The sequence below is a fragment of the Acinetobacter sp. YH1901134 genome (genome assembly GCF_013416965.1).
Taxonomy (GTDB): Bacteria; Pseudomonadota; Gammaproteobacteria; order Pseudomonadales; family Moraxellaceae; genus Acinetobacter; species Acinetobacter amyesii.
The window spans coordinates 1-22,979 of sequence record NZ_VPEW01000024.1; the positions used below are offsets into that span (position 1 = coordinate 1).

General features: G+C 34.3%; 16 protein-coding genes and 3 pseudogenes. 6 read left to right on the top strand and 13 right to left on the bottom strand.

From position 1 onward, the window contains the following. From FTV50_RS15870 to FTV50_RS15885, 4 genes and pseudogenes are all read right to left on the bottom strand, one after another. Positions 1 to 3,790: pseudogene (locus FTV50_RS15870) on the bottom strand (hypothetical protein); the annotation flags it as partial. Positions 3,791 to 3,886: 96 nt separating this feature from the next. Next, entirely contained in the window at positions 3,887 to 4,243 is a 357-nt protein-coding gene (locus tag FTV50_RS15875) for a hypothetical protein (protein WP_180025034.1), read from the bottom strand. A gap of 50 nt (positions 4,244 to 4,293) precedes the next feature. Then, a complete protein-coding gene (locus FTV50_RS15880; RefSeq protein WP_180025047.1) occupies positions 4,294 to 5,052 on the bottom strand; it encodes a hypothetical protein in 759 nt (252 codons plus the stop codon). Positions 5,053 to 5,642: 590 nt separating this feature from the next. Then, a pseudogene (locus FTV50_RS15885) lies at positions 5,643 to 5,907 on the bottom strand (hypothetical protein). A gap of 194 nt (positions 5,908 to 6,101) precedes the next feature. Here FTV50_RS15885 and FTV50_RS15890 point away from each other — a divergent pair. The 3 genes from FTV50_RS15890 to FTV50_RS15900 are packed head-to-tail and all read left to right on the top strand — an operon-like array spanning position 6,102 to position 12,272. Further along, entirely contained in the window at positions 6,102 to 6,773 is a 672-nt protein-coding gene (locus FTV50_RS15890) for a hypothetical protein (RefSeq protein ID WP_180025035.1), read from the top strand. Then, positions 6,773 to 9,100 carry a hypothetical protein gene (locus FTV50_RS15895; RefSeq protein WP_180025036.1) on the top strand — a complete coding sequence of 776 codons (2,328 nt, stop codon included), beginning with the start codon at positions 6,773 to 6,775 and terminating at the stop codon, positions 9,098 to 9,100. The genes FTV50_RS15890 and FTV50_RS15895 overlap by 1 nt, the downstream gene beginning before the upstream one ends. Continuing rightward, positions 9,084 to 12,272 (top strand): tyrosine-type recombinase/integrase, encoded by a 3,189-nt coding sequence (locus tag FTV50_RS15900; protein ID WP_180025037.1) that lies wholly within the window; start codon positions 9,084 to 9,086, stop codon positions 12,270 to 12,272. The genes FTV50_RS15895 and FTV50_RS15900 overlap by 17 nt, the downstream gene beginning before the upstream one ends. 278 nt (positions 12,273 to 12,550) lie before the next feature. Here the strand turns inward: FTV50_RS15900 and FTV50_RS15905 are convergent, their stop codons facing one another. The 6 genes from FTV50_RS15905 to FTV50_RS15930 form a co-directional block, all read right to left on the bottom strand. Then, positions 12,551 to 13,012, bottom strand: a complete 462-nt coding sequence (locus tag FTV50_RS15905) for a Mov34/MPN/PAD-1 family protein (protein WP_180025038.1) — start codon at positions 13,010 to 13,012, stop codon at positions 12,551 to 12,553. Beyond that, positions 13,002 to 14,768 (bottom strand): E2/UBC family protein, encoded by a 1,767-nt coding sequence (locus FTV50_RS15910; RefSeq protein WP_373683698.1) that lies wholly within the window; start codon positions 14,766 to 14,768, stop codon positions 13,002 to 13,004. The genes FTV50_RS15905 and FTV50_RS15910 overlap by 11 nt, the downstream gene beginning before the upstream one ends. Before the next feature lie 4 nt (positions 14,769 to 14,772). Continuing rightward, positions 14,773 to 16,074, bottom strand: coding sequence for a cyclic GMP-AMP synthase DncV-like nucleotidyltransferase (locus FTV50_RS15915; protein ID WP_180025039.1), 1,302 nt, complete (start codon positions 16,072 to 16,074; stop codon positions 14,773 to 14,775). A 1-nt stretch (position 16,075) separates the two neighbouring features. After that, positions 16,076 to 17,176, bottom strand: a complete 1,101-nt coding sequence (locus FTV50_RS15920) for a CBASS cGAMP-activated phospholipase (RefSeq protein WP_180025040.1) — start codon at positions 17,174 to 17,176, stop codon at positions 16,076 to 16,078. A gap of 530 nt (positions 17,177 to 17,706) precedes the next feature. Next, positions 17,707 to 18,225, bottom strand: coding sequence for a hypothetical protein (locus FTV50_RS15925; RefSeq protein ID WP_180025041.1), 519 nt, complete (start codon positions 18,223 to 18,225; stop codon positions 17,707 to 17,709). Positions 18,226 to 18,311: 86 nt separating this feature from the next. Further along, entirely contained in the window at positions 18,312 to 18,959 is a 648-nt protein-coding gene (locus FTV50_RS15930) for a hypothetical protein (RefSeq protein ID WP_180025042.1), read from the bottom strand. A gap of 143 nt (positions 18,960 to 19,102) precedes the next feature. On the opposite strand from FTV50_RS15930, the gene FTV50_RS15935 reads away from it, so the two are divergent. From FTV50_RS15935 to FTV50_RS15945, 3 genes are all read left to right on the top strand, one after another. Then, positions 19,103 to 19,360, top strand: a complete 258-nt coding sequence (locus FTV50_RS15935; RefSeq protein ID WP_120368469.1) for a helix-turn-helix domain-containing protein — start codon at positions 19,103 to 19,105, stop codon at positions 19,358 to 19,360. A gap of 225 nt (positions 19,361 to 19,585) precedes the next feature. Continuing rightward, positions 19,586 to 19,924 carry an antitoxin Xre-like helix-turn-helix domain-containing protein gene (locus FTV50_RS15940; protein WP_180025043.1) on the top strand — a complete coding sequence of 113 codons (339 nt, stop codon included), beginning with the start codon at positions 19,586 to 19,588 and terminating at the stop codon, positions 19,922 to 19,924. Between the two features lie 199 nt (positions 19,925 to 20,123). After that, on the top strand, positions 20,124 to 20,561 hold the full coding sequence (locus tag FTV50_RS15945) for an Imm42 family immunity protein (RefSeq protein WP_180025044.1): 438 nt from the start codon (positions 20,124 to 20,126) through the stop codon (positions 20,559 to 20,561). Positions 20,562 to 20,620: 59 nt separating this feature from the next. Here the strand turns inward: FTV50_RS15945 and FTV50_RS15950 are convergent, their stop codons facing one another. The 3 genes and pseudogenes from FTV50_RS15950 to FTV50_RS15960 all read right to left on the bottom strand — a co-directional run. Then, entirely contained in the window at positions 20,621 to 21,061 is a 441-nt protein-coding gene (locus FTV50_RS15950; protein ID WP_180025045.1) for a hypothetical protein, read from the bottom strand. A gap of 246 nt (positions 21,062 to 21,307) precedes the next feature. Beyond that, a pseudogene (locus FTV50_RS15955) lies at positions 21,308 to 21,517 on the bottom strand (type II toxin-antitoxin system RelE/ParE family toxin); the annotation flags it as partial. A gap of 1,289 nt (positions 21,518 to 22,806) precedes the next feature. Next, on the bottom strand, positions 22,807 to 22,979 hold a 173-nt coding region (locus FTV50_RS15960; RefSeq protein WP_180025046.1), incomplete at its 5' end, for a helix-turn-helix domain-containing protein.

The following is a 22,979-nucleotide window of genomic DNA, read 5'->3' on the forward strand; positions in this document are numbered from 1 at the left end:
TGACTTGGTCTTCTGCAGAGTATTTAATAATTAAATCATTGCCTGAACGCTTTAAGCTCACTTCTGCTGGCGCAATCCCATCAGCAAAGACAATCTGATCCAATTTATTTGCCGCGCTGTCATAGCTACGAATAGTGTCATTACCATCTCCTAAACTGAAGCGGTAAATATCATTACCAGCGCCACCGTCTAAGGTATCATCACCAGTACCCCCTATTAACGTATCACTCCCATCACCACCATAAATTTTATCTTTCCCCCCATCTCCATAAATTACATCGTGGCCTTGTTCACCATATAAAGTGTCATGATCTGCACCTCCATAAACAATATCATCACCTAGACCTGCTTTAACAGTATCATTACCCGCCCAAGACCGAATAACATCATCTCCTTCTGTTCCAGAAAGGTTATCATCAAGCGAATAAATAGATTTAAATAATGCATCTTGTAATTGCGGGTCACTAATCTCTTTAGCTACTTCTTTTAACTGTGTAAAAAATTCATTATATAAAATATCATGATTTGGATCTAAACCACGTACGATAAGCATGAATTGTTCTATATCTGCTTGACCTAGTCCTTGATTTTTCAAGAATAAATCTATAAGGCTATTTATAGCCAAGTTGAAGTCTGCATGCCAAATGGTATCAATATGCTCCCAAGGCTTATTCCCTCCTACCTCAGATGGAGAAACTGCCGGAGGTTTACTATCGAAGGTTCTATATTGAATTGGAGATTTAGATAAACCATTTAGAACTTCCGCAGTTTCATAAATACGTTCTTCTTCAAAGATAACTAGATCTATTAAAGATTTTTTAGTTGTTTGAATTAATAACTGGCTATACGTATTTTCTAAAACTTTTTTATAAAAACCTTCTAGCTCTCGCGCCGCACTATCATGAGGAGGCCACCCGCTCCATTCGGACTCTTTACCCCAAATAGTTTTTAAAATTTCAAACTGTTGTTTACTCATCCCATTTGAAGAATAAGTTGATTCAGATGCAGAAATATCTTGATTATTCGTCCAATACAATAAAATTTGATGGGTTAATTCGAGTTGGTCTTCTGAAGGAGTTGTCGCAAATTTCTCTACTAATTCTTTTAATTTACCAGTTGAGTCATTCGTCATCACAGTATGCAAAGATGCAACCGAACCATAACCGACCAAGTTCGGTAGCTCTAGGATATCAATATCAATATCAATATCCACTTCATCTCCCAACCAAATCGTATTTGATGTGCTAATTTGGAATAACAAAGTTTCAGCAAGTCCAATTTTTGTGATACTAACCCCATCTTGTATCACTTCTTGAGTAAATGAAGCTTGATTAGTATGAATAACGTTATTTTCATCTGTGACATCAATCAGCTTCTGATTTAGAGTAATAGATTTAATACCTAAATCTGAGAAGCTAAATAATTCATTTTGTTGAGATATACCATCTCCGTTAATATCTTTCCAAATTTTTAGATTTTGATAAATATCATCATTTTCATCAATAATTTTATCTTTATTATTATCATATTGTGCTAATGCTTCAAATCCATCAACCGCCTTATCACCATTTGCTAATAAAGTATCGGTTCCAAATAGCTCACCACCATTATCTATTTCACCATTATCATTTAAATCCAATACAACGAAGCCATCTTGAGGTGCAACCCACGATGTTTTTTCGGCGAATCCATTGCCATCTAAATCAAAATTTACACCTTGATTTAAACTTTTAGTATTAATTTTCCCATCATGATCCAAATCCAAAATTAATGGGTCTGAGCGCGTAGGTGGATTATTCGGAGGTATATTAATAGGTGGTTCTGGCTCACCGTCTTTAGTTACAGTTACAATAAATCTGACACCTAAATCAGTATCTTTAAAATTCCTTGTTCCCACACCTTCTGTAATTAAATCTTTATAGGTAAAATCAACCTTCCCAGTTAAAATATAACTTACAGATTTGTCTTTTCTAGTACCAGGTATTTCTAGGAGCTCTACAAAACTTAGATCATTAAGCTTATAACCTTTCGCACTAAAATCTAAACTTGAAATAGGAGGTGGAGATAAATCTTCAGATTGATACGTAATACGTGTACCTGTTAATTCCTTATCATGGTAAAATATTTTACCTTTACCATCTCCCTCTCGATCATCAATTAAGGTTTCACCATAAGCTCGATAAATATCAAATCCTTCGCCACCGACAAGAACATCATAACCAGCTCCGCCATAAAGTGTATCGTTTCCTTTTCCACCGTATAAAAAATTGTTGCCCGAATCTAAAGAATCGTATTTTGTTCTTCCAGCATATAACTCATCATCATCATCATCACCGTAAAGATGATCATTATCTTTTCCACCATATAACTTATCATTTCCTTTTCCACCATGGAGGATATCCTTCTCATCTCCCCCATACAGATAATCTACGCCATCGCCTCCTTTTAAGATATCTTGCCCTTTATAACCCCAAGCATAGTTTTCAGTATTAACATCTATTCCAGCATTACCGTCTTCTGCTGTAAAAATGATGTCATCCCCATCACTGCCATGTATGATGTCATTACCAGCGCCGCCTTCAGCAAAGTTATTCCCTGTGTCAAGAGCTAGCTTAGTAGTCGTACTATCATGCGCCAAATAAATTTGATCGTCGCCATCTCCACCATATATTCGGTCTTCACCTGCTCCCCCATAAAGCGTGTCAATACCAGCCCCACCATATATATGATCATCTCCTCCTAAACCATATATTGTATTTTTTGTCCCTGCATCATTTTGGTCATTCTCTTCATCCCCTGCATAGAGATCATCAGCGCCATTACCCCCAAATATTATGTCACTTCCCTTACCTCCATATGCCTTATTGCTATTATTATCAAAGTTATTGACATTTACTGCTGTTGATTTACCGAATTCAAATTTACTTACGATAAGTACATCATCACCTTCACCACCATATAGCTCATCCTCTCCATGCCCCCCAACTAATACATCTCTTCCAGCTCCTCCATACAAAAAATCATTATCTGATCCACCATCAATGTAATCATTAAATTTTCCACCTTTTAAAGTGTCATTACCTATATGTCCCCATATATTATATTTCCTACCATCATCACCAATTATCGTATCGGCAATATCCGAACCAGTTAGATCAATAGTAACTCCTGACCATGGGTTTATATCATCCGGAAGATAACTTAAAATAGTTGCACTTATTGGTTCTACAATATCTGCCCATTTGGAAACAGCATCTAATGCACTCCTACCAATTAAATTCAAAATATCGTCACGATGAATTTTATCGTCAACAATAATACTAGAATTCATACTATTACTAATACTTCCACAAATTAAAGATACCACCTGCAAACACACACCAAGCGGACTTAATTTTGCTACACTAGCAAACTCAGATAATAACGCTGCTGTATCATCAGCCAGATCCAATAACAATGCTTTTGGTACATATGGATCATTATCATTATTAATTTTACTAACCAAGTCACTAATATTTAATGTAATTCTAGAAGTTAATGCTATCAATCTCACCCCGATATTAAACTTACTTACATTTTCATTTTTAGAAATAAGTTCTACAACATCTGACAAAACTAATAATACGGAGATTCCTTTTTGCGGAGTAGTTGCACCATTTTCAAAATTATTTATTGTATTCCAAATATTATTTAATAAACCAACTGTAGCACCTAAATCACCTGATGATACGCTTCTATTTAGTTCAAAATAATTATTAGAAGAATTAGAAATATTACCTATTTGCGTCATAAATCACCCAATTTTAAATATTAAAATAAAAATAAAAATTAAAATTAAAATTAAAATTAAAATTAAAATTAAAATTAAAATTAAAATTAAAAAATATTATTTTTCTACAAGATCATAAATATACCTCCTTTCATAAAATAAAAAATAAACTTTTACATATTTAACCTTATAACACTTATTGCTTACATTTATTTCATCTTTAAAATAATAATACCTACTACCAAATGGTAAGACACTACTAACCAAATTAATTAAATAAAAGCTCTTTCCATCAACTTCAACCACATACCTAAAACCATCATATTTCGTATGATATTTCCCAGTAATAACCATACACCCATCAATAATATTATCCTTATCTTTAATCTTATTTTTTAAAATAAGATTATTATAAAAAACAGTATAAAAGATCATCGATAACAGCAAAAAAGAAGTTGATAAAATCAATTTCATATTAATTTCTCATACCTGTTAAAATAAAAATCAGTGAATATTTAAGTCCACTAGTATATTAATAGTTTTTTTGGCCTTACTTTCTCAATTTCACTAAATAAAGAAAAAGTCTGATTCACATAATTCACCACACCAGAAATCTGTTCCATATACTGTAAAAGATCCGGTGTCTTTTCAGCTTGAACTAACTTCACTGTTCGTGATGGATCAAAACCATCAAACTGACAATAAAACAAAGGCTCTCCACGTTTTAAAATCAAGTCTTTCGAAGTATCATGCCATTCAAAAGCCCACATCAAAGGACGTGGCCAAATATGAATCGGAAAACGACCACCAAAAATCGTTCCAGGTAAAGGATGTTTTCTGTAATGCCCAAAAGCATCTAGCTGCGTGATATACACCACTTCATCAGCAATAAAACAGTAAGGAAGTTTTAATTGAAGGATAGGGACATTAGGCGTACGCCATTCATTTTCATTCACGAGCGTTAACAACTCACGCAACTTATTACTACGTATAGGTGAAGTATCTCCCAATACATTTATAAGCGCTGGCTTTCCTGCTTTGTCTCGTTCAAAACGTAAATAAAAATCAAAAGGGCAATTGATTATAAAATAGCGACTTTCAAGCTGAAGTACTGCTGGACAACGGCCGGCAGATTTTGCATGCTTTTGTTGAGACTGCGAACGCATGCGATATGGTGGTTCAAAAAGAATTGAAGCTTTGTCATCAACTAAGAACCATCCCACCTGTATAGGTCCCGTCTCTGTATGCTTTTGATCATCCGTTATTGTAAAATTTATGTGCATTTTATTATTCACAAATATTAAAATTGTTTAATTGTAATCGATTTAATTTTATTTTTTAAATAATAAATTCAACATATACTATTGATTAAAAACATTATTTTATTTAAAAATGTGAGCTGGTTGTCATATTTTATTATTCGTTTAGTAAAAAATGCAGAGTGTTAGGTTCTGTAATCTACATTTATTTTTATACCTGTTTTAGTCAAATCATCTTTCTTGTAATGCCTTTTTTGCTTTATTAAATGGCCTCAATCAATAATTTAGTATTGTCTTTTCTTCAGTCCGCATATCAACGTTTGTAATTATCCCCACGGGCAATATTTTCACCCAAAACACTATGAATTTTAATTTTTACTTCATTAACATCTGCTTGGGTAGATGTAGCCATGAATGTGTATATTGGTAACTGTAAAACACAAAAACATAGATCTATTTCTCAGAAAAATAAAATAATCCTCTCTCATGTACACACGAGATCAAAGCAACGTAAAATTTTCTGAATACCCTACCCATCATTAAATATGGTAACTGCTAGATTAAATTGAGATCAGTATGTTCTGTGCTTCTAAGAATCTCTCATAATGATAGGTTCATTTTAGCCCAAACCCATCCAGATTCGAAGGGTCAAAATTTTTATCAAACATATACTTATCTGCTCGCTCTTTTTTTTAATATCGCCAAGGCATAAAAGAAACATTTCTCACATAACTGTAACTCATATCTTTCCCCATCATGCTTGGAGCCATACCCCCAATGTGCGGATAAATTTCCAAACTGCAGTTTCGTTGATTGGTTGCATACATCACATACAACATCTGTAACGACTTCTACCTGTTTCAGTTGTTTAATTTCCATATTAAGAACCTCTAAGTTTTAAAATATATAGCATTGCTATAAGTTGTGATTCAGTTCTTAAAAATATAAAAAATCACAATATATTGTATATTAATTGTAAATAAACACAAAATATGGGGTAGATCAATCTTGTTTAATATTTCAAAAAATTATAAGAATCTTCACTTGATTATTTTTTAAACTTGTAAAGAACTATGGGAAAAGCTTTTGATTTCGATGAAGAATTTGGCGCACCTAAAAAATTGTTGTGCAAAAATTTCAATAAAATCCAAATCAGTTTACATCCTGATTTTTCTGGAATTTATCTTTGCTATCAAGAGGCTTTCAAATCCTTAAAAGCTGATCTATCAATATTGACTTCTTACCCTGAAATCCGTGTCTGGAAAGACCCTAATAGATCTGGCTATACCATCGTAAATGCCTGTCAGTGGCACTTATATTGGTCTAAGAACACACCTAAGAATATCAACTTACTCATTCATTTTTTTCCTCAAGATGAGGACAAAATTGATCTATTAAAAAAAGAGGCAAGTTTGGAATTCATGAGATTTCTGGCCTCTTATCACCATGAACTGGATCGAATGAATCCTGCAAAAATGCAATCGCTGATCAATGCACATATTTCATATGAAGTTATCTTGGCTTTAAACAAAGAAAATTCTTTCAAACCTCACCGTACTATGAGCTTAGATCTGCTAGCAAAACTACTCTCATACACACGAAATCAGCTGAATTATCGCAATAAAGTTATAAATCGAAAAAGACAAAGCGTGCTTGATCAACTGGAACAAACCAGTGCAATTGTTAAACAGCTTGTAAATAACGTGGACTTCGTTCTCACGCCAGATCAGCTATGGAAGGCATAATGTCAGAATCCAACCTAAATCATCAAAATATTGCTGATATTCCTCGGGTATCATTAAAGCAGACATTGGAAAAGCTCTTTGGTGATGAGCAACTCCAACGTACGGAACATATTCAATATGTTGCTGATTTACTGACTTCACACCCAACTGATCAATGTCTGGAAGGACTGAATCTCGATCTATTAGATTTTGATATAGAAACCAATTCTGTTGTTGCTAGACCAGCTGCCTTGATCTCCTCTCGAAAACATACTGTTAGCGCAACACCAGTCACTTGGTATGTGAACTCAATTGCACAATTAGCAGAGTCAGAAGAAAATGCTTTAATCTGGAATATCGTGGTCTTAAAAGCAGCAATCTATTTAATTGCACTTCCAGACATCAAACCTGAACTTTTTGAAGAGGATCACACTGAACATTTCAATACTGTAAAACGTTTATTCCAACGCTTCCGTACAGCCAATCGGATTCTAAGTTCTGAAAAAGAATATCAAAATACTCCTGAATATAGACTCCTTTGGGAAAAGTATCTTAAAGATCCCTCCCTTTCCTTAGTTGAATTTATTCGGAATTTGAATGAGGTTATTGATGAAGAACTTGATAAAGAGCCGTCTAATGATTTTATGCAAAACTTACTAAAAGTGATCCGCATCACCTTTATTTATGTTTTGGAAAATAGGGCTAAAATTGCTAAAGCGAGTATTGAAACTACACTGCAACATGAATTTTTAGACGAAGATCAGCTGATTGCAGAAAGCTCAGAAATTAAAAAAGGGCAAAAATCTAAAGCTCTCAATATAGAACAACAACTAGATGACCAAGATACACGTCAAATATTTGTAGACCCAACCATCGTTACTCCCCTTGCTGCATATTCCGAATCCAGCCAGAGTTATGTGCTGCCTCTGGTTGCCAAACATATTCAACGGAAAGAACATTTGCTGCCATACAGCAGCCTCTTTCCTAATACCGCAAGCATAAGTGCCTTAATTACTGAACTATATAAAAATTACATTGTTGAGATTAAAGAAGATTCTAAAGACAAGGATAAAGAAACCAAAAAAAAGAAGGCATCCTTGATCCTGATGCTGTCATTTCTGACAGGAAATAAAATCCAGGAGTGGCTACGTCTACAAAGTAAACGTGCTAAAAATTTAAATGCTCGCCAACAGATCAAGCAAAGCAATGGACAATATTATCTGAGAAGTAAATTTTCAATTTTTGAAAATAAGGATTTTGCTTATCCCGATTCATTACTCAACCAAACCGCTCATCTAGACATTCCAATCCCGAATTCATTTATTGATTCTCTACGGGATGGTGACCCAGTTGAGGAAAAGGACCTCCAGCAACATTTAAAACAGTTGAGAACCAAACTTTATATTCCCAAATTATCATTGATAAAAATAAGCTCTCTTTTACATCAGACTATTTTGCAGCGCACAGGAAATAAACAGCTTGCTGACCTTCTCACAGGTATTGATGCCAATAAGTCTTCTTCTATTTCTTATTGCCATCAGAGTATTCAGACTTTACAGACCGAGTATGTCTCGATTTTAAAAGATCTATGTGAGTCATTATCTAATGACTACCAGAACATCGAATATGCTGGAGAAAAAAACTTTGGTAGCCGTAAAGCACCTACCCCAAGCGTGATTAAAGATATCTTTACCATACTCAAATTTAAAATATTTTCACAAAAAGAAGATGATTGGATAGCGATTTTCAATAATTACAGTATCTGGATGTGGCATTTTTTATTGCTTTTTACTGCTGCACGACCAGTCGCTGAATTTCCAGGTTTTTTAAAAAGCTTTAACCTAAAAAGACAAATATTCATGGTGTCTGATAAAGAGGTGGGTGGGCGTCAAGGATATGGACGCTTAATTCCACTGAGTCACTTTGTTGTACAAGAGCTACAGAAATTCATAGATTTTCTACATTATTTTAAAACTCAAATTGGTTCTAGTCAGCCAGAAATTTCACAACATATTCAACAAATTTTAGAGAGTAAGCTCCCTCTGTTAAATATTTTTCAAGACGATCAATGGCAACCTTTGAGGCCTTCCATTATAAAAAACTTTCATCCTGAGTTAGGTTTGGAACATGAAAACTGGCACCGACATAGTGCCCGTGCATTTCTCAGCCATAAAATTAGCGAAATTGAAATTTTAGCGTTATTCGGTCATGAACCGATGCAGCAAGAAGCTGCGCATCCTTATTCCAGCTTATCTATTTCACAATATTCAAGCATTGCTCATGTTCTTGAACAAATGAAAGATTATTTTAATATTACCGGTATTGAACTCGATGTCCTCATCCAATAAACGAACTAAGCCAGTTCAACCACTATATGCAGAAAAGCGTAGAAAACAAATTCGTCTTAATAAAGAAGAATTGCATCGGTCGGATGTAGAACAGGAGTTAATTCAATATTTCCAAGAACAAGAACTAGAACAAAAAGAGGATCTTGAATCTTTCTATCCAGCAATTTATGAGTTTATTAAACGCAAAGCTCCAAACTTGGCCTGGAAAAAATACGCACATGAATTTTTCCGGGCATATATAAAGAAAATCAATCTAAATCGTCATAAAGCTTTACCTCTACCTAGCCTGACATTTGAAATGCAGCGCGATCAACCAGTTTTCACCATGAACTGGATTGAAAAGGGTCATCAGATTGATAAAATTATTGATAAGCTTTGGGACTATTGGATTCTAGTGAAAGATAGCCAAGCATTTTCTGATGATGAAATCATTGGGAATATTATTATTTCTGCCATGCTTTATTCAGGATTAAATCAAAAAGCTTCTTTAGAGGCTTTGCTTGAATATTTAAAAAATCCAGCAAAAATCAGAAATATCGAAGATCTAAACATTATATTTTTAGAACCGCTCTCACCCTCTTATGGCGATCTATTTATTGATGAAAAAACCATTCGTAAATCACGTAATTTTATTCCTGATCAAATTACCCGCTTATGGTTAATTCATTTTAATAGCAGAAATATTCGTACAGTAAACCAGAATGTAGAAGATTATCTACAGCTTATTTTTAATAAAATTAAGTTATCATTTAATCTCAAAACTTATAAATTATTACGCGACTACGCCAACTTTAATTGGATGCAACTCCCGAAAGTTGACATTGATCCTGCTCTCTCACAATGTCTCATAGAAAATACTGCAACATGTGGCTTATCAGAAATAGAATTTGAAAGATTTCTTCATCCAAAATTTAAATATCAGCAGAACACTCTTACCGATTCAAATGTAGAAAAATCATCATCTATTGTGGGTCAATCCTACTCTAATGATGATATTCAGCAAGCCTTGGATGATGTTATAAAGATTCACAAAGACCTTTTACAACTGATTCGTACATCACAAACTGATCAAAGTATCGATGCATTAATCATTAAATATTGCATTGAAAATACTAATAAATTTAATGAGTATAGTAAACGTGTCGCCTTATGGCTCATCAGCCTTTATAAACCAGCACTGGAACAAATTAAGCCGCTGGCTGAACGTTTTAATTTTTGCGTAAACCAATTTCAAAAAGCATTTCAGCAGAATAGACCGTTAGCAGATAGTTCGATTTACACTTATTACTCCCGTATTGCTGAGCCCTGGCTCACCCATTCTTTACAATATCTAGATAGCGAAGATGATCTGAATACGAACTTAGCGAAGATCTACCAACAAATCATCACGAATACCCGACTCGCAGATGAAGCAGGCCAACCTGAGTTTAAAAAATCCAGTGGTCAGACCATCAGGATGTTGAAGCGCTTCCAGAGCTTTCAACAAACAGTTTTCGAAGCTGAATCTCTCGAATTAGAGTCAATTGCCATACAAAATAGGCCTAGAGCCCGTATTATTGGTCCTTTGACTTATCAAGCTTTCATGAACAAGTTAGATACCTTGTTTTCAGGGGCTAATAGTCAAGAAAACACTTACAAGACATTAAAAATCATCTATATCTTAGCTTACCGAACCGGTATGCGTATTAATGAAATTCTAGGCTTACGTGTGCGGGATATCGAGGGCTTAAGCTGTCTATCGGTATGGATTCAGCCCTACGGCTCAAAAAAGCAAGGGAACTTACATCAACTTAAAACAGATAGTGCTGAACGTAAAGTTCCTGTGTATTGCTTATTAAAAGCTGATGAATATCAGCTATTTCATAGCTATGTGGTCGAGCAGCGTCTACTCAATGAGAAAAACTTATACTTATTCCGCAATTGGAATCAAAATATCAAGCTGAACAAACATACGGTGACAACACCTTTTAGAATGATTATGAACGAGCTTTTTAAAACTCATGATTATTCTTTCCACTCATTTCGACACACAGCAGCGAATCACTTATCCGTTATTCTCAATTGTGCTTACGCTCCACTGGTCAAAAATCTGACGGATTATACCCAAGAAGAATATCAATCTATCCGAACAGAATTACTCCGTCATACGCATGGCCAAAATCATTGGTTTATGATTGCCCATTTACTGGGTCATATTGACCCTACGGAAACCTTTAAAAGCTATATTCATCTGAGCTACCTGATCGCTGGACATAAAATACTGCAATATCATCCAGACATCGATACTCAATTAGCAAAGAAGATGATGGGCTATCTACCCTCTTTTAAATTTTTAAACACAGTAAAAGATTCTTTTCCATTCAATTTTGAAAAGCATGCTATGCATTTAAGTCAACAGTTACTCAACGATCAAACTGACTGGTTAAAAAGTAACGTAGAAGACATTCTAGATGAGGTTTCATCTAACTCACAGCCTCATGATTTTTTTAAATATTTCGTAGGAACAAAAGAATCTAAAGTTTCATTTGCATGGTTTTTTAAGTGCCTAAATTTACTGGAAATTCATCATGATCCACATCTAGTCTCAGAGGAAATGTGTTTACCTGTAGAACTGGTGAATTATTGGTATGAAAATGCCAAACAACTAGGCCAACTCAAATCTCAAAAAAACAACCCTAGATTATTTGATATCAATAACACAAATCATCTAAAGAACCCTCTGAAACCAGCCATGATCGATACTGTTGAAGAGCGCACTGCAAGAAATTATTTCTTTGAAAATATTCAGAATGAATTTGAAAAGAACCCAAACCAAATCAAAGCGGTGCTTGAGACATTTTTAAGTCGTGTTACGGTTTCTCATACAGGTATTCATTATCGTTGGAATAAAATCGATCAATTGGAATCATTTTATTCCAATATAAAAGACTTGTTTCCCCGTCAATTTTGGCATTTACTTGGACAAGATTTGGCAAAATTGTTGGATACCAAGAAACAGCCTTTATTATTGAAACTGGCTAAATTGAACACAACAGAGCATCCAACGACTCAAGAAGATTATGTCCGTCTTCAACTTTATTCAACTAAAGAGCGTAAAGCACTTGCAGCATTTAAGTTCTGTCTACATCTAGCCTGTATCGGCAGACCACGATCTATTGAACTTAAAGTCTAAGGATTAGAAAAGTCATAATCGAGCACATAACTTAACTATTTGAGGGGGAGCATTACCTTTCAGTCTGAATAAAAATGAAGATCGAATTAAATTTTGTTTCAAATGTAAAGATACTAAAGCACTTGATGGCAGTCCAACTTTTCTAGGAGTGTGATAGCTATTCACTAACTAATAATAATGTAATTTAATATCCCCCATCTTTTAATTACTGACAATAAGTAGTTTATAAAATATACAAAACAACCTTAATTGGGATCTTTTTACAATTATTAAAAAGCCTAAACGAGTTTTAGTACTTCAATATTGTCTTTTATTTTCCTCCCCACCCAAAAGTGAGTCCGTCCAACAATAATCAAAATTAGTGGTAATTCTGATTTAAGGCTCTTATGCCAACTTGTGCAATCCATCATAGATGGTTTTGGTACATCTTCCGGATGTGTGTGCCACTCACCTAAATACTGCCATTCACCATCACTCTTTTTGAAAGCATCATCAACGGCCTTTTGATGATGCAGACTCACTCGATCTACCATAAATCTACTTCTAATATCCCATCTGCTAGGCTCTGATAAATCTTTTAAGACGATATGAGCACCTCGACGTTCGCCGATAAGAACTCCAGCACTTTCGAGGCTAGAATCGCTTATTTGGCGGTATGAGAGCAATATATTCGCTACCTCAGTTGAGATTACGACTAAGGATTCATCCAGAGCTTTGAAAACGAGTTCTTTATCGACCATTACATATGTCACAGAAGTTTTGTTTTTTAATCCAAGTTGGCTTTTTAGTGCGACTACCCATGAAGATATGTTCTTTATAATTCCAGTCTCTTTCGTGCTCTAAAGTAGATAAAACTGCTTCTTGTATCAATGCTGCTGTCATAACACTGACTGCTGCATCATACGGTGTGTATGTGTTACCACATGACACTTTCTTTTGGTTAACATCTAATAGCTTCTCAAAACGCATATCGGTACCATTTTTATAGAAAGCCGGATCACTGCACAGGCAGTTATAACAACCATCTGAGCTATCAATGAATACTTTTGATGCGATACCGTTACCGTCATTGAATCCATGAACAATAATAGGTCTATCCTTTGTATCAATCTGTCGGATCACTTTTGCTAAGCGTTTTGATACAGGTCCTCGACCAGTAGCATCAATCACAATGTCATAATGTGATAGGAAAGGCTTCATAATAGGAAACCCATATTTATGAGCTTCAACATTTACCGTGAGGTGGGTTGAGTCAATAAGCCTATCTTTCAATGCTACTGCTTTGTGCTTACCAAAGTCTCTGCTACTCAATGTATGGCGACCAAAATTATGCGGACCATAGGTATCATGATCATATAAATCTAAACTTTTGGTTCCCATACCGGCACCGGCCCGAATCAAAAGCTCTGCCAAGTAGCCCCCAATGGTTCCGCAACCAATTAAAGCGATACGCTTTGTCCTGAGATCACCAATCTCGGGTCTAGATCTATTACGTGAGAGAATCGTATCTTTATCTGACTTTTCAAAAGCAATTCTTTGAAATTTATTAAACGCGAATTTGCCCATGAGAACGCTACTTGCTCGTTCTAAATCAAGTTTTCTTGCCCCTTTACCTTTTTTTCTTGGGTTTGCATAAGTCGTAAACTGTACTGCTTTTAGATTCAGTTCCAGTACTACCCCGAACGTATCTTGTTTATCTACATTCAATACGATCAAATGATATTTAGTCGTAGGATGGCCGACAAAATACTGAACTAAATGTGCTTTGGCATTGTGGTCCACTTTAGACAACCATTGAAATAGAGCCTTGGCATCTTTCGGTGGCCAATGGACACCAGAAAGCTTGGCAGGTCTAACCGTAAGACAAAAAATGTTAAGTTTCCGACTATCAGTTTCTTCCAGTGATCTTTGGCTTAACCATTTTTCTTGAATGTCTTTATCTTGGAGTCCGAACAATAAAGATTCGGTGCGTTTAGCACCATCCATAGTAGTGTTTCGAGTCAGGTAAGCAACTTCACCACTCAATGAGTTTAGGTCGGTCAGAGCATAGGTAAGTCGTTCAGCTTTCCAGTAAGCGACAAATTCCCCCTCAAGTTCAATCTGATCTACTTTGCCGTTCTTTAAAGATTCAATTGAGTTATCTAATGTGCGTTGGATCTGGCGATCTATAGTCCTATAGAGATTACCAAGATCATTCGGGTTCCAATCAGCTTCCATTTGTTCAACATAGCAAAGATTCCCACTAGTGTTGACATGAGGGAGTAACATGTCATCAAACTGTGATGGTTTACTGATGATGCGCGCCCACGGCAAAATTGTATAAACGTCATAGTTTATTTCTAGGGCAATAGAAAATATCCCCTCTGAAGTTGAAAACTCTTTGAGGTAAACAGGATATTTTTCTTCAATTGAAAATATAGCTTTATATTTCTTTCGTCGCTTGGCTGTCAGGTATTCATACCCACAGCCAAGCATCACAGCATGTAATTCCGACACTCAATCAACCACTTTTCATTGAAGTACTGATGATAGCGGCTTCTTTAGCTTTAAGTGGAGTGCTTTCATAAGCTGGAGCTGCTGCTTGAGACACGATAAGACTTAGGTCCTGAACACGATCACCGTATTCACCATTAAGAATACCTAAAGCATCTTGCTTGGTATGTGCAGCATATACAGATTCGAGTGAATCAACCAATTGTTCTAGCTTCTGCATGACTTCTTTGTGCTTAGGTTCATGCTCATAGTGTGGAGGGAATAAAGGGCGGTCATCATTTTCATCAGGACTCTCTACGCCATTGCGGAAAGCATCTGGGAGTTTTCTTGCAACTGTCAGCATCAATAATCCAAAATCTTTAGAATCAACAGAAGTACGATCTAAGATGCCTACCACTGCTGCCATTAAAGAAATCGATGATGGACCATTACTTTCTTGCCAATCACCAGCATCACGCCATGCTTTAAGAATACGACAAACTTTTCGTAAATGCTGACCAGTCCGTTGACACGCATCTTGGAACCACAGATGAACATCTTTGGGATCGCTTTTAATCCATTTTGCATCATCCTTGCGTACAGCTAGATTTACACAGTCAGTTTCAATTTGATCATAAAGCGCATGATCAGCGGCTGTGATACTGTCATACATTTCCATTGACAATCGTGTGTTTGCCGCCTCTTTTAGTAACACTTCTTTTTCTAGGAACTTTTCAAAAGGGATGGCATACATCGGTACATCTATATGGACGCTTTTGGCAGGGATTTTGATGCGTCCACATGTTTCCTTAGCTTCAAAGGACCATCCATAACGCTCAACAGTCAATGATTTAAGAGAAGCATCAACCAAGAGCAATAAGAGTTGATGCCCAATTGCTGGCTTATCTTCAAAGAATTGCATTGGCAAATAAGTACCATCATCAATGTCCATTTCTTGAGTAGGTTTATATGGACGATTTAATGTGTCATACATGAAGCTACCTTGCGTCCAAAAACGTGGGCTAATCTTCATGAACTCTGCCTTTAGATCATCTGATAAGTCCATAATGAGTTCAGATAAAGTTTGTTGATCATCTACCGAAAGATATTTGAAATGAGTATCAATAAACTCTGCTCGAAATGATAAGGCTGTGTAGTATTGCTTAGAGGACTTAACAAGTTGTTTAGCTTCGTCAAAAACATCCCGTGTTCGTTCACGTACGACCTGACGTAATACCTTGAGTGCATCTTTTTCATGATCACTAAGGATTAGCTGACCTATCAAGCCAGTATCACGATTGGTATAATAATTATGAAAATTCCAAGTCATGTCACATCCCCTGTAATAATGATGTATTAGTGTTAAATTTTTTAGCTGGTTTTAGGAAGAATTTGCGTAATTCCTCATTTTCAGTATAGCCTTCGGCGCCTAGTTTTTTGCCCATACCTTTAAGTTGCCTCAGGCTACTTTCAGAAGCATTATCAAGCGTAATATCGGCAGCAGCTTCGTTTGGAATCGTCTCATCGATTTCAACATAATTTTTCTCAATTCCCATGACTTTAAACTCACGAATTAACATGAATCTTTGCAAATGTTGATTTGCAGTCATAGTACTCAGAACTAAACGTTCACCCATGCCCCATAATCCCCAATAGCCCTTGTTACATTTTTTAGAAAGAGTTTTGGGACCAATGCAATAATTTTCACTTAATGTTCCAATATTTAAAACAGAAACATCTTCTGGCTTCGCATTTGGAAAATCATTTTTCATATCAATCAGAACTTCACGCACACCTATGAAGCTAGGATTATTTGCGACTAAACCACCATCAGCAAAATAGTGCCCTGCATCTTTGATAAAGTGAGGTTTGAAATAAGTTGGTGCTGCAGATGTGGCCATTGCAGCATCAATCAATCTGATCTCACGATCATAATTAAAATTAGGATTATGCGGAGTTTTAAAAAACTTTGGTTTTCCTGTAGAAAGATTCAATGATGTAATCATTACGCGACGTTCTAAATCTTCAAATTTAACAGTATCACCAATCATACTTTTAACTGTTTCATATAATGGATTGCTTTTGTAGATAGGACGAAAAAGCGTCCAAAACTTCTTCCACTTGAACCGATCCAGTGGGAAAATACTAGATGCGCTACTTTCAAATTTTTCCAGTAACTCACGGGCACTTTTACCACTTGCCAAACCAAGTGCCAAAATACCGCCTATCGAAGTGCCAGTAATCAAATCAAAATATTCACCAATTTTTACACCAGTTCGATTCTCACGCTTTTCGATGATATTCTCAATTTCTGCTAATAGACTAATCGTGAATAAACCACGAACTCCACCACCGTTTAAGCATAAGATCTTAATTTTTTCTGAAGTTTCTAGCGATATATCCCCCACGTCAGCTTCTTTTAATGTTGTCATTATGTATTCGCAAGTATTATGATAATTTCGATATTGTGTCTGTAAAATATATTTCAAGAGCAATTTCAACTATAATTTTTATTGCTGAAATAGAGGTAATTTTATAGCGCTTTCAAATAAAAATATTTTATTAATATGCAGAGCAGCCCATTTATTTTTAAAATTCAACCGAAATAAATATTTTATTATCAAAAACTTACTAATAAATAATTAAATTAATGGAAGATGTTTTAAATTAAGTAAAGCTGTAATAAAAGTCTTGGATCATGGGGCATCTCATCGGATAAATGAGCTTTACGTAAAGTAGCTTCAGTGTGATATGTCTGATCAGATTAAAAAAATTTTAGCTGGTCAGCTCTATAAGATAAGAAGTGATCAATTAATAGAGAATATGCATCACACTTCATGTTAAATTTCTTAAATTGTACTTATTAATCATTACAATATTGAAAAAAAGCGAAAGTCATTAAAATATCTTTCGCTTAACAATGATGGGGCTGAACCAAAAGATCAGCTCAATCAGTTCTCTTTTATCCATTAATAATTGCGTTAAATCTTGCAATCCATGATTGGGCATCATGAAAGTTTGCCACAAAAAACTTGAACATAGGCTGCTCTGCATTATTCGTATTCACAACGATAGAATAGTGATTTCGTGAGATCTCTCTTCCGTCAGAACGCTGAATTGTATTTGTCTGTGTTTCTATACTCCAGCTGCGAATGTCGCTCAAATCAAAAATTATAATGCCTGTTATCGTTTGGGCTGTAAAAGCAATTTTCCGCTGCACAGTATCAATCACTACGCCTGTCGCTGAATAATTGTCATTAAAACCATCCGCCTTCAAATAACTCAATTTGTGCTTATGCAGTCTTTTGGGCAATATATTGCTGATATATACCCTTCGAATCGGATAATAAATTAAAAATGAAATAACTAAATATAAGAAACCCACAAAGTAAAATAAGATATCTGCCTTCATTCCAGCATATGCCTTGAAAGCAAATAGCGTAACCAGAAAAAATATAAAATAGCCAAGTAAACTCTGCATAGAAGACCAAGGCTGCTTCACTGAAACCGTTTTTATTACACAGGACATAACATAAAACTTTTAAAATAGATTATTAAAGAAGATTTTTATTGATTAGCTAAACCATCATAACCACTAAGATTTGGCACTTTTGTCAGCAATTTACAGCCTTGAAATGCCCCCTTATAATTCTTTATATATAAAGAAGCCAGAGAGAAACTTTCATTTCTTTCCTGAATATCTCCATATACGCCATAACTACATTTTTTATTGCCAATCCCTCTGTCCGTTATAATTACAGTGAGTTCATTGATATTTGGAACAGCAAAAACTTGTGCTCTTATGTCCTTTTCGTTGGATACTGTTTCAAGTGAAACAGACCAACTATCATCATTATCTCCTGGCGGCTCAGTGATCTCAGCAGGAGATTCTATATCAAAGAAACGTCCATCAAATGGAGACGCTTTAAATGCCTTAATAACTCTATCCCTGAAAAACTGATCATGAGCATATAGTTCACTAAATGAAAAATTACATCCTGAAGGAAGACTCATATTTCCATCATCACTAATAATTAAATTATCTAAACATTTCTTAGAAACCATTTTTTTCAGACTACTTGTCTTGTTTTTACTAGGCTTTACTTCAGGTGCTATGCCTGCATAAGCATTACCACTTACATGAAGTGCCAAAGTCATACTAGATAGCAACAGTAAATTTTTAACGCCCTGTTTCCCTTTATTAAATTTCCCCATTTCAGCCCTCTTTTTTTGATATATGAATTTATTTCCTTAAATAAAATTATCTGTATTAAGGATAAAAATTACATATTATTAATGTATTAGTGAAGTTTGCACCCAAAACAGGTGCATCCTAACACGCACCTATTATAGGTGCAATGAATAATATTACTTTATCAATTCACTCAGATGAGTATGTTTGGCTGCGTAAGCTTTTCATTCAAAAGAGAAATGAACTCGGACTTTCCCAAAGGGCGCTGGCAGAGCGTTTAGGCATCATTTATTCATTTGTTGGGAAAGTGGAAACAGGTGATCGAAAATTAGATATTTTTGAATTTATTCATTATTGTGAAGCTTTAGAATTAGATGCGAATGAAATTGTCAGCCAACTCATTTTATTAAAAAATAAAAGCTAAAATTATTTCATTTTTTTATATGGCCCCCTATAACTTGCCGTTAATCCTATAATTCTTAACACCCCCTGCACTCTCCCAACCTAATCATATATTCTTTTTAAACAAATTAAAAAATGGAGATTTGCAATTCAATTACAAATACCACGCTCAAAATTTTTCACTACCGTCAGTACGAATTATGTAGTAGAACCTAAAGAGCGCTTTGTAATACGGATAATCGAACAAATGACTAATAGCGAAAAGGTCTTAGCTAAAGCTGTTTTAGCAACAGCCAAAAAAATGGGGCTAACATATGATCAGCTTGCCATGATTCTTGGTATAGATTTATCAAGAATCAATATAGATTACTGCAAACTGTCATCACTACAAAAAGAAATTGCTCTAAAACTTATACGTATGACAAATGCCCTAGATTCTCTTGTAGGTGGAGATATATCAATGATGCAACACTTCATGAAATCTCCAAATAAAATAACAAAAGGCATTCCTTTGGATCAAATCCAGAATATTTCTGAGCTGGAGATTGTTTTACAATTTGTAGAAGGCCTCCAAGCTAAACCATAATATATGCAAGGCTTCATTACTTATAAACTTGAGTTATGGCCCGATCTAATTATTCAAGTGCAAGCTATAAGAAACATCTTTTCTCAAGATAAGTATTCTAAAAGCGGTCATTTCAATTTTGGGCTTACAATTGAATTTCGTATAAGAGATTTTATGTTAAATAATAGCTCAATAAATTTATTATCGTAGATCTAAAGATATGCTTATAAAACATAATGATGATTTTTTTATTCAATGGGATACTACATATTATATTCGTAATAACATGGAGTTAGGAGTTTTTAATTTTTGGATTAAAGATCAAGCATATCCAGGAAAAGGCACTAACATTACCTTAGCTCCTCTTTTTAATGATCTTATAAGTAATCTAGAAGAAATTAATAACATTAATCAAGATTTAGGATCTATACCTTTGAATCAGATTGATCTGTCATTAAGTAATGATCAACTTGTTAGCTTAGATACGGGAGAGTTATTTCAGTATGGATTAGGTTTGAGTATTGGTTTTGATAAGGATATGGAGCGTTTATTCTATACAGTAGATTATGAAAACAGTTATTCAGAAATTATCTTACCAAGAGGAACTTTTATAGAAACACTAAAATCTCTAAGACAATTCGCTAGCCACGGGATGTAATTTCGTATAACAGCCATTATGTTAAATAGATGATCAAAAGGCTGGATTCATAGAAATATTCATTTAGGAGTTATAGGGTGGTCAACATGGCTTTGTGAAATAAATTCATTAAAATCAATCAATTGATATATCCTTCTTTGCTTGTAAAATAGAAGATTTACTTCTAAATATTCAGCTTTATAACATTTTGTTCTATCCATTTTTTTTATAAAATTTGGAAATTGCTTATTAAATGGAAAATAGGGTCTAACAAGGTTCTTGCTCTTTAAACCATCAACTAAAAAAAAATAACTAGCTATAGAGGCATATGCTCCTGTAGATTTTCTTGAAGAGGGTTCAAAGCTGAGATAACAAATTTCGCCAACCTTAAAGTTCCCCTTCTCATATTCCTTATCTACCATCCTTGTTATAAGGTTGGAAAATAATAAATATAAAATAATATATAATAAAAATAATAAACTTCCTCCCATTAAAAGAACTTTTCTATGATAAATATCCATTAAAAATCCCTTTCAAATTAGTTATTTTTTCTAAAATTAACATAATACGGATTATACAAAATCATCAATGTATAGCTTTAATTTCCTGTTGGAAAGCCATGAAACATCCATTGTATTCCCCATAAGATTACTAAGATAAGGATCACCCAAACCATAATCTTTAAATTATACATTCTGTAAGTTTTCCTAAAATTAACATAATACACGTTATACAAAGTCAAAAATGGGAGCTTATAGCTCCCATTTTTAGTCTTTAATGCGCTTCTTCGCTTCGTCATAAACTACACTATCAGCTCGTTTCCCTACGGTGATGAGTAAGATAACTACCTGATCATCTTTAACTTGATAAACTAGTCGAACTCCAGCCTTTAATAATTTAATTTTATAGCAGCCAGCCAGATCACCTCTAAGCATATTCTTGGGAATATGTGGCTGCTCTATGACTTTGGCGAGTTTTGATCAATTTAGCTTTTTTATTCATTTTCGACTCTTTTCTGAGGGCTAAATTTTTTATAATTCATATAAAACTTTAAAATTGACAGGAAAAAACCGATTGAACAATAAACGGAAAAGACCCCAATATTAATTAATGGCTTATCTAAAAAATAGTTGGCAAGAACAGTCCCACAAGTAAGTAACCCTATATATTCAAAAAATGAAAATTGGCTAATTTGAGAGTTAAATAATTTCTGCATATAGATATCTTTTATATTTTTGAATTACTTTGTACTTTCATCTGAGTCTATTAGAAGTTGCCTATTTCGTTCTTGTGTATTGATAGTTTCTAGGTGACTAAGCCAATATTGAATTGCGTATTGATATTTAGAAAAGAATGTAAAAAACATAAAAGTGAAGGTGGGTCCCATATCTATACTTTCAGAATAGCCCATATATTTATCATATAGCGCCATACCTATCGACCACATAGTTAACAACCAAAACATATAAGTTGATAATTTTAGAAAGTTATCGAAACTTTTACCTTTGAACATAAAATTTATAAAAGTAATTAATTATTATTCTCAATTATACCAAATTTTGTAAGTAATTAAAATTTAAGAATATCTAAAATTAACATAATACGCGTTATACGAAGTTAAAAAATTGAGACTATATCCTTAATTTTTATGTATTTTTTAGAATTTACGACCTAGGCCAGTGCCTAGGTTTTTTTATTTCTTATAACAGCCATTATGTTAAATGGAAGGTACTTATTCTGATTACAGACCTATTCCACTAGATCGTAAATGTATGTTCTTTTAGCAAGTAGATAATTAACTTCGATATATCTTACTTTATAACAGGTATTATGCTTAATTTTTTTTTGAAAATCATAGTACTTGTGGTTGAATGGAAAGATAGAAATTGTCATCTTTTGAAGTAAAAATCTATTACCATGTATATTGACGTTATGTCGTTCGATGCCATGTTTAGTTGAAAATGCTTTTTCCAAAAATAGGCATCCTACATATATATTCTTATGATTTTTTGATAGTTCTTCAGCTTTATTGATAAGAAAAAAATGCTCTCTTAGAACATATATAGTTGATGAAAAAAATATAATGATAAGACTAATTTGAACATAATTTTTTTTTAAATACTCAGTAATTTCCATTGTTTTTTAATATCTAAAAATTAGCATTGGTCTTAATTATAGCTTTAAGTTAAGTATTCCTAAAATTAACATAATACACGTTATACGAAGTCAAAAAATGGGAGCTAAGCTCCCATTTTTAATGCATTTTTTAAATAAGACTAGGATGTGCATCTAAAATTCGAATCAATGTTGCTGCTGGTCCTGTTGGATAGCGTCGGCCTTGTTCCCAGTTTTGCAGAGTACGATGGCTAATGTGGAGACGTGCTGCAAATTCGCTTTGACTTAAACCAGTTTTTTCTCGCACTTCCTTAATATCTGGTA

Excerpts from the sequence above, each read along its gene's own strand:
- FTV50_RS15920 (WP_180025040.1), bottom strand. The coding sequence starts at position 17,176 with ATGACAACATTAAAAGAAGCTGACGTGGGGGATATATCGCTAGAAACT.
- FTV50_RS15935 (WP_120368469.1), top strand. The coding sequence starts at position 19,103 with ATGAATAATATTACTTTATCAATTCACTCAGATGAGTATGTTTGGCTG.
- FTV50_RS15890 (WP_180025035.1), top strand. The coding sequence starts at position 6,102 with ATGGGAAAAGCTTTTGATTTCGATGAAGAATTTGGCGCACCTAAAAAA.
- FTV50_RS15905 (WP_180025038.1), bottom strand. The coding sequence starts at position 13,012 with ATGGTCGATAAAGAACTCGTTTTCAAAGCTCTGGATGAATCCTTAGTC.
- FTV50_RS15875 (WP_180025034.1), bottom strand. The coding sequence starts at position 4,243 with ATGAAATTGATTTTATCAACTTCTTTTTTGCTGTTATCGATGATCTTT.
- FTV50_RS15895 (WP_180025036.1), top strand. The coding sequence starts at position 6,773 with ATGTCAGAATCCAACCTAAATCATCAAAATATTGCTGATATTCCTCGG.
- FTV50_RS15945 (WP_180025044.1), top strand. The coding sequence starts at position 20,124 with ATGCTTATAAAACATAATGATGATTTTTTTATTCAATGGGATACTACA.
- FTV50_RS15915 (WP_180025039.1), bottom strand. The coding sequence starts at position 16,074 with ATGACTTGGAATTTTCATAATTATTATACCAATCGTGATACTGGCTTG.
- FTV50_RS15950 (WP_180025045.1), bottom strand. The coding sequence starts at position 21,061 with ATGGATATTTATCATAGAAAAGTTCTTTTAATGGGAGGAAGTTTATTA.
- FTV50_RS15900 (WP_180025037.1), top strand. The coding sequence starts at position 9,084 with ATGTCCTCATCCAATAAACGAACTAAGCCAGTTCAACCACTATATGCA.
- FTV50_RS15925 (WP_180025041.1), bottom strand. The coding sequence starts at position 18,225 with ATGCAGAGTTTACTTGGCTATTTTATATTTTTTCTGGTTACGCTATTT.
- FTV50_RS15930 (WP_180025042.1), bottom strand. The coding sequence starts at position 18,959 with ATGGGGAAATTTAATAAAGGGAAACAGGGCGTTAAAAATTTACTGTTG.
- FTV50_RS15880 (WP_180025047.1), bottom strand. The coding sequence starts at position 5,052 with ATGCACATAAATTTTACAATAACGGATGATCAAAAGCATACAGAGACG.
- FTV50_RS15940 (WP_180025043.1), top strand. The coding sequence starts at position 19,586 with ATGACTAATAGCGAAAAGGTCTTAGCTAAAGCTGTTTTAGCAACAGCC.